Below are 13002 nucleotides of genomic sequence, written 5' to 3'. Positions count from 1 at the left end.
AGGGTACACTGTTACTTAATAATTTGGCTCGCCTGCTGTTCGCTTCGGGCTAATCCGTTAGTAACACTTCGAAACCATTCCACCAAGAAACTAGGATTGAAACCCAAGGTGAAGCTCCCAATATCATATAACCTTTACCAGAGGTGTTTTTATAACCTACCATTTAGAGGCAGATAAACGCTATGCATTATATGCAATGGATAAGTTGACTTATTATTTTTTATAAATATTTAATCTACCTTGTTTTTCTATGTTTAGCTTTCCTTCTTTTACTTTCCGTTTAAGTATTACAGAAACTTCCGCAGTAGAAGGTGAAATTTTATAAATAGCTCCTAATTCCCTAACAACATCTTTAGCGGTACGCTCTTGAGTGAAAAAATCTGAACCTAAAATTTTATTAATCCTAGGGGTAAGTCTGCTTTTTTCTTTTCGTGGTTGTGAGAGTTTATAGAGTGGTTCTAGTTTTATTTCTATATCTAATATATCTTTAGGTGCCATTTTTAATGCTAAACATACAGCCAAAAAGTTGGAGAGGTAAGTTTCTTCACCAGCTTCAATGTTTCTAATAGTAACAGCTGTTAAATTAGTCATTTCAGCAATGTCTTCAGGTTGTAGTTCTTGTTGTAAACGATGCTGTTTTATAGTTTTTCCTATGGTAGCTAAAAGCTTTTTTAGTTTGACGTTTTCCATAGGTTAAAAAGAATAATACAATTGACAACAAAAAATATATTAAATTTTTATTTTGTTGTTGTTAATATTTTAATATATTTGTTTACAGTATATTATTTTTATAAATATAATACTCGTATGAACTGTAATACTTTTTAATATCGATCTGAAAACTGGTAATTTTTAGCAACGAGAAGATAAGCAAGATGCTCACGACCTAGGCGTGGGCTCTCTTATTGTTGCGCGGTATACCAGTACCTCTGTCCGATAAGTTGAGTTCCACGCCTTTTTTATGGCGTTTAATTAAATTATTAACCAACAATACCACAAACGCCTATGCAACAACACCTAACTTTTAATACTTAATACAAGTGTACGCTGTTTATTTTTTGTTCATTTTGTTTTAATACCAAACAAACTAAAACTGTTGGTTTTTCGGCATCACGAAAATTGTCTGTAAAAAAGGAAGACCTTTTTAAAAATGTATTTATACATTTTTCCTGGGCCTTTAAAGGCACTAGATTTTTTTGATTCGTTTTTTTATCGATGAAATCAACTATGTTGATTAATGAACACTATTAGCAGATAAAAGGTTTGTGAACTAAAAAAAGTAAGTATACTAAAGTTAATTATCCGTTCATTTTGTCTTGACACAAAACGAACCAAAAAGTCAAGACCGTTTTAAGGAAATTTTTAAAACAAGTTTTAAAACCGCTGCTAAATCTGGCGTTTCATGCTTTGTCTTTGCTGAGCAAAGACGCACTTCCACTGGATTTACAGCTATTTCTGCAAAACTGTCGGTTGGGTTGAAACAATTTTTTCGGCATCACGAAAATTGTCTGTAAAATTTGCCACGAAAGAAGCGTTAAAATTTTAGGCTGTTTGAGTATTGGTTCGCCAATACGAGTTCTCTAAAATTTAGCTTTAGAGTAATAAATTTAAGACAAGATTCGGCAGCCTAGATTTTTTTGATTCGTTTTTTTATCGATGAAATCAACTATGTTGATTCATGAACACTATTAGCAGATAAAAGGTTTATGAACTAAAAAAGTAAGTATACTAAAGTTTATTATTCGTTCATTTTGTCTTGACACAAAACGAACCAAAAAGTCAAGACCGTTTTAAGGAAATTTTTAAAAGCAAGTTTTAAAACCGCTGCTAAATCTGGCGTTTCATGCTATGTCTTTGCGGTGCAAAGACGCACTTCCACTGGATTTACAGCTATTTCTGCAAAACTGTCGGTTTTTTCGGCATCACGAAAATTGTCTGTAAAATTTGACACGAAAGAAGCGTTAAAATTTTAGGCTGTTTGAGTATTGGCTTGCCAATACGAGTTCTCTAAAATTTAGCTTCCGAGTAATAAATTTAAGACAAGATTCGGCAGCCTAGTCTTTTTTGTTACTTTTTACGACAATGAAATCAACTATGTTGATTCATGAACACCATTAGCAAATAAAAGGTTTGTGAACTAAAAAAAGTAAGTATACTAAAGTTAATTATCCGTTCATTTTGTCTTGACACAAAACGAACCAAAAAGTCAAGACCGTTTTAAGGAAATTTTAAAAAACAAGTTTTAAAACCGCTGCTAAATCTGGCGTTTCATGCTTTGTCTTTGTAGAGCAAAGACGCACTTCCACTGGATTTACAGCTATTTCTGCAAAACTGTCGGTTGGGTTGAAATCAATTTTTTTGATTCATGAACACTAAAACGAATAAACAGAAAAACACAAGTTAAGTAAAAAACAAACAAAAAACCTTCCCACAAAGTTTTGGCGAACCGCAGGAAGGCAACTAAGCAATAACGTACCCATAGGGTACACCACTTAATACCACAAAACTATGAAAATTTTATTTAGGCAATGCCTTAGGGGTAGTATATACTTACTCCTAAGCAGCTTTGCACTGCCCATACACGCACAAGTAAGTGTATCTGGGCTAATTACCGATAGCAGCAATATGCCCATCCCAGGGGTAAACATACTGCTTAAAAACACAACAACAGGAACAACCACCAATTTTGAAGGCAGGTTTAAACTAGAAGCATCGCCTAGCGATACCTTGGTGGTTAGCTATATAGGGTTTAAAACCCAAGAGCTAGCAGTAAGAGAGCAGGTATTTTTTACAATAAACCTAACACCCGAAGCCAACACCCTAGCTGCGGTACTTATTAATGCAGGCTATTATACCGTTAAAGACAAAGAGCGCACGGGGAGCATTAGTAGGATTACCGCAAAAGAGATAGAAAACCAACCCGTAAACAATCCTTTAGAAGCAATGCAAGGGCGTATGGCAGGGGTAGAGGTTGTACAAAACTCTGGAGTTCCCGGTGGTGGTTTTGAAGTGAAAATAAGAGGGCAAAACAGTATTATGGCAGGTAATGAGCCGCTGTATATTATAGATGGTGTACCTTATGATTCACGTACATTAGGTTCAGGTAATTCTTCAGGAGCAATTATCCCAGGAGGAAACATTAGTCCCTTAAATGCCATTAACCCAGGCATTATAGAATCTATTGAAGTACTAAAAGATGCCGATGCTACGGCAATTTATGGCTCTCGTGGGGCAAATGGGGTTGTTTTGATTACTACAAGAAAAGGTAAAGAAGGTAAAACAAAATTTACGATAAATAGCAGTACGGGTATTGCTTCCATCACTCGAAAAATGGATTTGATGAACACAGAACAATACCTTGAAATGCGTAGGGAAGCTTTTGCTAATGATGGGATTACGGAGTATCCTGCCAATGCTTATGATGTGAACGGTACTTGGGATGAAGATAGGTATACAGATTGGCAAGAAGCACTTGTAGGTGAAACTGCCAACACAAGTAAGTTACAAGCCTCAGTGTCGGGAGGTAGTAAAAGTACGCAGTTCTTGATAAGCGGGATGTACCAAAATGAGACTACAGTATATCCTGAAGACTTTAATTATGATCGTATTACTATAAATTCCAACATCCGGCATACCAGTTCCAGTGACCGATTTCAGGTAACACTAAATACAGGCTATACTCTTGAAGACAATTTTTTACCCGGAACAGATTTGTCTTTTAGTGCTATTAGATTAGCTCCCAATGCTCCAGAATTATACGATGATGAAGGGGCGTTAAACTGGGAAAATAGTACGTGGACAAACCCTTTGGCACAATTGGAAGGAAAGTATAGAAATAAAACCAAAAGCCTGTTTTCGAGTGCTGTGATTTCTTATAAATTGATGGACAACTTAGAGTTAAAAGTAAATTCTGGGTATGGTTATACAAACCTACAGGATAATATTACTTCACCACATACGGTTTATGATCCAGCTTTTGGATTGGATAGTGAAAATTCTACGGTTATACTGAATGGAGCTGATAAGGATTACTGGATAGTTGAGCCTCAGTTACATTGGAATAGAACATTAAGTAATGGGGTGTTTAACATATTGGTAGGTAGTACCTTTCAAAAACAAAATCAAGAAAAACAGACATTGGCAGGGCTTGGTTTTCCATCAGACAGGCTTATATATAACCTAAGTGCAGCCACTACACTTTTGGTATTAAACGAAGATATTATACAGTATAATTCTCAATCATTTTTCACACGGTTAAACTATGCCTACAAAAATAAACTCTTTGTAAACCTAACCGGAAGGCGTGATGGCTCTAGCCGTTTTAGTTCAGGGAATAAATATGGGAACTTTGGGGCGGTAGGTGCAGCTTGGCTCTTTTCGGAAGATATTAATTTATCGTGGTTAAGCTTTGGGAAGCTTAGAGGGAGTTATGGGGTAACAGGGAACGACCAAATTGGGGATTATCAATACTTACAGACCTATACCATTAATGATAATTTCTACGATGGAAACATTGGGTTGAATCCTGCCCGATTGAATAATCCTAATTTCAAATGGGAAAAAAATAAAAAAATGGAGATTGCACTGGAGCTTAGGTTTCTTAATCAACGTATGGCATTCTCTACCGCTTATTATAAGAACCGTTCTTCCAACCAGCTTATCAATTATGCCCTTCCGGGTACTACAGGGTTTACATCAATCCAAGCTAATTTGGACGCTTTAGTGGAAAATTCAGGATGGGAAATTGAATTAAACGGAGCTATTATTCAAAATGAAAGCTTTGACTGGAAAGCTTCTTTCAACCTATCGTTGCCTAAGAATGAATTATTGAGATTTCCCGGACTTGAGAATTCTACATATACCAATCGCTTTGTTATCGGGGAACCTTTATCTATAGCTAAGTTATATAATTTGAAAGGGGTAAATCCTGAAACTGGTCTTTTTGAGTTTGAAGACTACAACAATGACGGAACGATTACCGCTGCCGAAGATAGGCAATATATTGCCGACCTAACCCCAAAATTTTTCGGTGGGTTCTCAAATAGCCTGAGCTATAAAAATTGGGCAATGGATGTTTTTTTCCAGTTTGTCAAGAAAGATGGATATAACCAGTACCGCACCAGTGAACCTCCTGGAACTATGACCAATCAGCCCGTATCGGTATTGGGTCGTTGGCAAAAACCTGGAGACCAGGCAGAGATGCAAAGGTTTACAACGGGAGCAAATTCTGAAGCTTTTTTAGCACACTCACAATTTAGTCAAAGTAACGCTGCTATATCAGACGCTTCTTTTATTAGATTAAAGTCTTTGGCATTATCTTATACACTTCCACTTAACAAATCTAACAATACTTCTTGCCGAATTTCTGTACAAGGCCAAAACCTATTGACTTTTACACGATTTAAAGGTGGAGATCCTGAACAAATGAACGGGTTCTTGCCTCCTTTAAGGAGAATTACCTTTGGGGTGCAGCTACATTTATAAACCAATACAATATAGATTATGAAAACACTAAAAATATATTACCGACTTCAAAAAATAAAGCAAACCATTTATTTGCTAATTTGTTTATTACTAATATCAGGTTGTGAAGACTTTTTGGAAATAGATGAACCGTTTGGCCAAGTACCACACCAAGAAGTTTATGAAGATGAAGCAACAGCTACTGCAGCAGTTACTACAATGTATGCAAAACTAAGGGATGAAGTGCTGGTAACAGGGACATCTTTTGGTATGGGGGCTTTAATGGGGCTTTATACCGATGAGTTAGAATTTTATGGAAATCCCTGGGATCCTTCCCTAACTTTCTATTATCATCAGATAGTAGCATCAGATGTAGGGGTGGAATCTATTTGGGGCAAATCCTATAATCTGGTCTATATGAGCAATGCCGTACTTGAAGGTTTGGAATCTTCACCAAACCTATCCGTGTCAGTTAAAAACCAACTGAGAGGCGAATCTTTGTTCATTAGGTCGTTGGCGCATTTTTACCTTATAAATCTTTTTGGTGAAATACCTTATATCACAACCACAGATTTTGAAATGAATAAGGAGGTACTAAGAATGCCAAAGGAGACAATCTATGAAAATATTCTTCTCGATTTAACCGAAGCTAAAACACTTTTAGGAGATACCTATATTTCAGAAGAACGTATTCGTGCCAATAAGTGGGCGGTATCTGCACTGTTAGCAAGGGTTTATTTATATATGGAACGATGGGAAGAGGCAGAAATGGAGAGCAGCTTACTTATGGATAATACCTTATTATTTAATTTGGAAACCGATATAAATAATGAGTTTTTAAAAGAAAGTACTTCTGCTATTTTACAGCTAAAATCTAAAAATACAGGAGCAAATAGTCAAGAAGGAACCACTTTTATTTTTGTAACGGCCCCGCCGCCTTTTGTAGCATTGACTAATACTCTTGTTGCAGCGATGGAAGGTAATGATTTAAGAAAAACACATTGGATAGGCGAAGTTACCGATGGTAATGGCACCTGGTATTTTCCGTATAAGTATAAACAATACTCCAATACAGGCAATAGCATGGAGTATTCTATTGTGTTTCGTTTGGCAGAACAATACTTAATTCGTGCAGAAGCTCGTGCTAGACAGCATAATATTAGTGGAGCGCAAGATGACCTTAATCGTATTCGCCAACGTGCAGGATTGGCAAACACCACTGCTACTGATACTGAAAGTTTATTGGAAGCCATTTTAAACGAAAGGCGTTTTGAGTTATTTACAGAGCACGGGCATAGGTGGTTTGATATACGTAGGTTTGGTGTTGCAGATGAAGTATTAACGCCGATTAAACCCGGATGGAGCCCCACGAATGTTTTATTGCCCATTCCTGAAGCAGATTTATTGACTAACCCCAATTTAGCCCCACAAAATTCTGGGTATTAATTTAAACAACGAATAGTTATGAAATGTAAAATCAAAATCTTACTAATTACATTTAGCTTATTTTTATATTTTGGTAATATTTCCTTGTATGGTCAGGTGCAAAAATATTCTGTAGAAAAGGATAGTTTATGGGAAAATCTATATTTGCTTGGTGTATCAAAAGACAATAAATGGATTCACTATAGTACACATCATTTTATTGGGGATAATGAAGTTACTTCTATTAAACATATAGAAACGGGGAAAACCCTAGATTTCTCTGGAGGGTATTGGGGAAGTTTTAACGATAAGTGGTTTTGTATCCGTTCTGGTTCAGACTCCTTACTAATGGTGGATTTACTTAAGAAATCTGTTGATACGATCAATCGAGTTAAATCCTATCACCTTTCTACTTCTTCAAATCATTTATTGGTACAAACCCTATCTGATACATTGGAATTGAGAAACCTTGTTACCAAGCAGTCGTACAAACTCGATAAAAGCCTAACGTACTCGTTAAATCCTACCAATGAAGTTTTGGCGGTCGTGTTGCATAAGAATGGCAGGGAGTCTCTTTTTATTTATGATTTGAATACATTGAAAGGTCACAAAATAATGAGTGGAAAAAATAGTAGTTTTCAAAGATTAACATGGAACGCTACAGGAGAAAAATTGGGTGTACTGTATAATTCAAAGGATAAGAAAGCGCATCATTTGGCATACTATAATTTGAAAGAAGGAACTATTGAACATTTAACATCAGATGCTTTTTCAAAGATTAATGATGAAATAGAGATAACAAACGGTAAATTATCAATATCAGATTTAGGAGATAAAGTGTTTTTTTATGCAGTACCTAAAAGAGGTAAAAAAAATACAACACCTGGTGTTGAAGTTTGGGACACCTCTGACCCATTGATTCATTCCAGAAAAAAATATGAAAACACAGGTGAATTTGGGCCATGGTTATATGTTTGGTGCCCTAAAAGCAATAAAGTTATTCCCCTAGGAACAGAGGAGTTTCCAAAAGTAGTTTTTAATCCAAATTATCAGTATGCCTTGAATTTTAATGTGATTTCCAACGAACCGAAATTTCATTACTATCCGTTTATCGATATATATGCTTTGGATACTGAGACAGCCGAAAAAGAACTGATTGTTAAAAAACAATATCCCGGAATCGGTTATGTGCATTTTTCTCCTACGGGAAATTATTTTGTTTACTTCAAGGAAAAAAATTGGTGGCTATACAACCTTAAAGAGAAAAAACACATTAACTTAACACAAGATTTAGATGCGGGGTTTTATAAAGAGGGGCAGTATGATTATAATAATCCACAACCATACGGGCTTGCAGGGTGGTCTGAAAACGATAGTGAAGTTTTTGTATATGATAGATATGATGTATGGAAAATTAGTGTTAATGGCACTAGAAAGGAAAAACTAACAAAAGGTAGGGAGTCAAATACTGTTTTTAGAATCGTAACTGGTAATAATGATAAAAAAATTCGATATGATTATATCGGATTTGATACGTTCACGATTGACTCCAAGGATGGTCTTTTATTAAGTGCTACAAATACTAAAAATTTAAGGTCAGGGTTCTACCAATGGAAAGATACTGATAATATCCGTGAAATTGTTTTTAAAGACAGGCGATTGACTAATCTTTTTCAGCTAGGAACTGATAGTTTTATTTTTAAGGAACAAAGCTTAACTATTCCATCTTCTGTAGTATATAAAAACCTAAAAAAGAAGAGTTCCAAAACGGTTTTTTTGAGCAATACCCAATGGAATCAGTACAATTGGCCTAAAAAAGAGCTTATCTATTATGATACCGAAATAGCCGATTCCTTAAAAGGGGTATTGATCTATCCGGTTAATTATAACCCTGAAAAAAAATACCCTATGATTGTTTCTATTTATGAAGAGCAATCGTCCTACTTACATAAATTTACACCTCCGTCATTGTTCAATGAAAATGGTTTTAATTCAATGAATTATGCCCTTGATGATTATTTTGTTTTGCTCCCTGATATCTACTACGAAAAAGGGAAGCCGGGAATATCTGCTTTAAAATGTGTTGAAAAAGCAGTTAAAAAGGTTCTTGAAACAGTCCCTGTTGACAAAAAAAGAATAGGGTTGATAGGTCATTCCTTTGGCGGTTACGAAACAGCTTTCATTGTCACCCAAACGGATTTATTTGCCGCAGCCGTTTCAGGTGCCGGAATCTTTAACCTTTTAAGTTTTTATTTTGATATTTATAAGATGACAGGACATTCAGAGATTATAAGGGTAGAAAATAATGGCTTGTTTAGGATGCAGAAATCATATTTTGAAGATTCGGAGACATTTATGGAAAATTCACCGCTTCATAATATGGCAGGGGTAAATACTCCGCTCCTGATTTGGGCAGGAAAAGAAGACACTAATGTGAACCCTAACCAAAGCCTTCAGGGGTATCTCGCACTTAGAAGATTAAGAAAGCCTGCAAAGCTAATTTATTATACAGGTGAAAGTCATACACTTAGCATAAATAAAAATAAAAAGGATTTATCTAAACGTATAAAAAATTGGTTTGATACTTATTTAAAATAATATACCTCCCTAATAAATCTTTTAAAACTTATTGGGGAGGTAATCCCTGTTAATTGCTCCAATGGTATAACTGCTCTAACCCACATTGGGTCTCATTGATTTTATTGCGAGCAATTTTTGTACCTACCATACAAAGAGGTCCTGGTACAGTACTACAAGTAGCTACTTGCTGACATTTTCCATCTTGGAAAATATAACCAGGTACCAAAGCTAAAGAAGTATCTTGAGCCTTGGAGGTCGAGTTAGAGGCAAAAGCAAATACAATTGCCAACATAAATACTGCCAAGGGCAGCCCTAATTTTAAAAATTTAGTTTTCATAATTTTAAATTTTATTGAATTGATAACCGAATCTTTCAACAGGCGTTCGGTCTTCTGCCTGATACTGCGCAGTATATGTTTACTTAAAGCCGGAGTTAAAATACTTCGGCTTTAATTGGTAAAGCCATAATGTATCATCTACTATGGCCACCAATAAATCTTTATAAATTGTAAAAGCACTTAGCTTTTTATCTTTTTGATGAAAAAGGTAAAAACTAAAGGCGTAGGTGTTATCGGTAAGGTTATAAACATCAATTATAGAGGCTGTTTTTATACTATTTTCATATTTCCCTAATCGGGTACTGTAGATGTATAGGTAATTGGCATAGGTTGCGGTTTGCCTGTTTACAAATACAGCATTTCCTCCTAGTTTATATTGGTTAGTAGCAGTATAGTGAGCAATATCTAAAATAGGCTTGCTTATGGTATCTATTGTTTTTCCTGTAAATTGATGTGTTAAATTCTTATCAGCTACTTCATAACTGTTTTTATAGAAATAGGTGTATATAAAGCGCTGTAAATGTTTGTTCCAAAGAAGTAAACCATCGGAACCAAACTTGCCGTCTGTTTGTTTATTTAGGATTTCTGTATTTAGGTTAAAATCGATAAAGTCTTTTTTCTTTTCAATAATTCCTAAAATATTAGCTTGTGTTTTACTACTTATACTAGAAATACCAATTCTTGTAGAGTCAGCTACTATAAATTGATTAAAGTAGGCTTTTTTATAAGCGTTTACCTTTCCTTTCCAATTTTGTGTTTCCCCTTTAAAAATAATAGGTACAGTACCATCTGCTACGTAAAAGTAAGGCGGAATTACTTTTATAGTTACCCTTCTGTAAGGTAAATGCATACTGTCTATAGCTACTTGAAATTCATTTATTTGGTTAAAAGAGGTGTTTAAAGTTGTCATAGATAATGGTGCGGTGTAATTACCTAGGTAGATAGTTTTGTTGTCTATACCAGCAATATAGTAGGAGTTGTATTTTAAATTATATCGACCGATTTCCGTTATCGGATGAGGTATATATTTTCTTATAAAAGCATTGTTGCGTTTAATTTGTTTTTCTGAACTTAGAAAGAGTGTAGTTACTACAGCTATTGCCATAATAGCGAGCAGGAAGAGTTTTAGAAGAATCTTTTTTGTGGGCTCGAGATTAGAAACTAAAAATATTGCAATACCTGATAGTAAAATAAAGATGATATTGAAAATTAAATGTTCTGTCCAGCCTAATTTTTCTAACACACCCCCACAGGAACAGGGAATAAAATCAGAAAAGTTTAATATGATAACAATATAGACGGTAAACATAAACATCATCGTAAAAAATGCATGTAAACCAAACCACCTCCATTGCGGAACCACCAAGGCAACGGCGATTAAAATTTCTGATAAAGGGATTGCCCAAGCTACCCAAACAGCATAGGCACTTAATAGAGGTGATTGCCCTAGTTGATTCTGAAAGCTGTTAAAGTCGAGTAATTTACTTACAGCGGCATAAACAAATAACAAAACAAATGCATAACAAAGATATTCTGCTATACGACTATGATTATGGACATGATAATTAAACATATTGAAAACTTATAGCAATAAAATTATTCCATAACATTGAGGCTGTTTTGTCTTTTAGGTATTTTTATTTGATGTAAACGTATAAAAACGTTTTAGTTAGCTTACTTGAAGCGATTTCTAAGCTGGCTGGGATTATAACCAAATTGTTTTTTAAAGCTTTTAGAGAAGTGAGAAATACTATTAAAACCTGTATCAAAAGCAATCTCTTGTATAGATAAATGGGTAAACCGTATAAGCTGATGAGCTTTATTTAAACGTTGCTCTTGATGAAATTTAGAAACTGTAGTATTGAAGAACTGCTTAAAACCTATTTTTAACTTAAATTCATTAATACCATAATCTTTTGTTAGTTTCTTTAAAGAGGGGAAGGGAGAGTTTAGGTTCTCTTTTAAATGTTGATGTATTAGGTGTAATGCTTTAATATCTGTATGCTTATCTATAATACGTTTGCTAGTATGTGGTAGCGAAAGAAAATTACTTTTATTTGTAGATACAGAATAGGCATGAAGAGGCATAGCACAAATATCGATGTTAAAAACAATTAGCTGTTGTTTACCAGTATGGGTGTTTTTAATAAGATTAATAGTTGAGTCAACCGTATATGTTAATTTATTTTTTGTTTTAAATGATAGTTCTTGGTGTACGGAAGTATCGTTTTTATTTTTTTGTAATCGGGAAAGCGTTTTCCTCCAGATAACTTTAGATTTATTTGTTAGTAAATCGTTAAAGTAAGCTGTAGGCCTTAAGTTATTTAGCTTAGTAGATAATACAGTAGGAGGTTTACCTATGGTTGCTTTTATTTGGTTATCTAAATTTAGAATGAAGCCCCACATTAACCTAGGTCTAAATTTAGCTTGTCCAGCAGTGTATATATGGTAGTAAAAAGAATGTTTTATTTCTTCGGTAAGTAAGTTTAATAAATTTATAATGGCTTCGGTTTTATCATTTTTACCTGTTTTAGGAATACGATAAGAAAACTTGCCCTTAGTCCAAGCTAACAACATTTTATAGATAAAAGCTATACGTTTATCATCTTTTTGGCAAGTCATATCAAATAAGGTTTTAGGTAAAATCTTTTAAAAAGCTTATTCCATTTTCTTTATTAGGGGTTATTAATACAGGAATACTAGGTTTATGAATAAGCGAAAAGAAGTGAAAAATGGCTGTGGTTGCTTCATGCTTTGTAAAAAAACAAACGGCTTTGGTTAATAAAACACCTTGATTAGCGAAATAAACACGTGCATCTCTTTCTATATAAAGCAGATTAGAAGCAAAACAAAATAGGGGATAAGCCCTGTTGTTTTGTAATCTTAAACGGAGTTTTGTTACACTTTTAGCTTGTGATAGATTAACATCCTGAGCGGGTTTATATTTGAAGAATAAAATTTCTTGTTTAAAGTAAAAACTCCCTAGAGAATGTGGATAATATTTAACGACCATAATACCTGTATTTATAATTAGTAAAGTTCGGAGTTAAAATTGACATTCGAGGTCTAGAAACTTATACTTAAGGGATTAAAACATATCTTTAAGGGATTATTTTTGTTTTTTCACTCAAAAAAGACCTGTTTTCTTTCTAAATCTCATAAAAGTGTTAAAAAATACATTTGTAAGTATTTATAGA

The 13002-nt window shown here is 34.4% G+C and carries 8 protein-coding genes; 3 read left to right on the top strand and 5 right to left on the bottom strand.

From position 1 onward, the window contains the following. Nucleotides 1-213: 213 nt before the first annotated feature. Nucleotides 214-690, bottom strand: coding sequence for a hypothetical protein (locus tag GGR32_RS11465; RefSeq protein WP_183478345.1), 477 nt, complete (start codon nucleotides 688-690; stop codon nucleotides 214-216). 1818 nt (nucleotides 691-2508) lie between these two features. Here GGR32_RS11465 and GGR32_RS11460 point away from each other — a divergent pair. From GGR32_RS11460 to GGR32_RS11450, 3 genes are read left to right on the top strand one after another with little or no spacing between them, the layout of a single operon-like run. Beyond that, entirely contained in the window at nucleotides 2509-5484 is a 2976-nt protein-coding gene (locus GGR32_RS11460; protein WP_183478344.1) for a SusC/RagA family TonB-linked outer membrane protein, read from the top strand. Nucleotides 5485-5502: 18 nt separating this feature from the next. Then, a complete protein-coding gene (locus GGR32_RS11455) occupies nucleotides 5503-6909 on the top strand; it encodes a RagB/SusD family nutrient uptake outer membrane protein (protein WP_221403735.1) in 1407 nt (468 codons plus the stop codon). Nucleotides 6910-6927: 18 nt separating this feature from the next. Beyond that, nucleotides 6928-9486: an alpha/beta hydrolase family protein gene (locus tag GGR32_RS11450; RefSeq protein WP_183478343.1), complete on the top strand. Its 2559-nt coding sequence runs from the start codon at nucleotides 6928-6930 to the stop codon at nucleotides 9484-9486. A gap of 49 nt (nucleotides 9487-9535) precedes the next feature. Here GGR32_RS11450 and GGR32_RS11445 read toward each other — a convergent pair whose 3' ends face one another. The 4 genes from GGR32_RS11445 to GGR32_RS11430 form a co-directional block, all read right to left on the bottom strand. Next, complete coding sequence (locus GGR32_RS11445) at nucleotides 9536-9805, bottom strand: DUF6520 family protein (protein WP_183478342.1); 270 nt, start codon at nucleotides 9803-9805, stop codon at nucleotides 9536-9538. 79 nt (nucleotides 9806-9884) lie between these two features. After that, nucleotides 9885-11378, bottom strand: coding sequence for a MauE/DoxX family redox-associated membrane protein (locus GGR32_RS11440; protein ID WP_183478341.1), 1494 nt, complete (start codon nucleotides 11376-11378; stop codon nucleotides 9885-9887). Nucleotides 11379-11479: 101 nt separating this feature from the next. Continuing rightward, nucleotides 11480-12427: a helix-turn-helix domain-containing protein gene (locus GGR32_RS11435; RefSeq protein WP_183478340.1), complete on the bottom strand. Its 948-nt coding sequence runs from the start codon at nucleotides 12425-12427 to the stop codon at nucleotides 11480-11482. A gap of 13 nt (nucleotides 12428-12440) precedes the next feature. Further along, the gene (locus tag GGR32_RS11430; protein WP_183478339.1) at nucleotides 12441-12818 is read right to left on the bottom strand and encodes a DUF7793 family protein; all 378 of its coding nucleotides are present in this window, start codon (nucleotides 12816-12818) and stop codon (nucleotides 12441-12443) included. Nucleotides 12819-13002 lie beyond the last annotated feature (184 nt).

Source organism: Mesonia hippocampi, assembly GCF_014197445.1.
GTDB lineage: Bacteria > Bacteroidota > Bacteroidia > Flavobacteriales > Flavobacteriaceae > Mesonia > Mesonia hippocampi.
The sequence above is the reverse complement of the archived record's forward strand: the minus strand, read 5'-3'. Positions and strand labels throughout refer to the sequence as shown.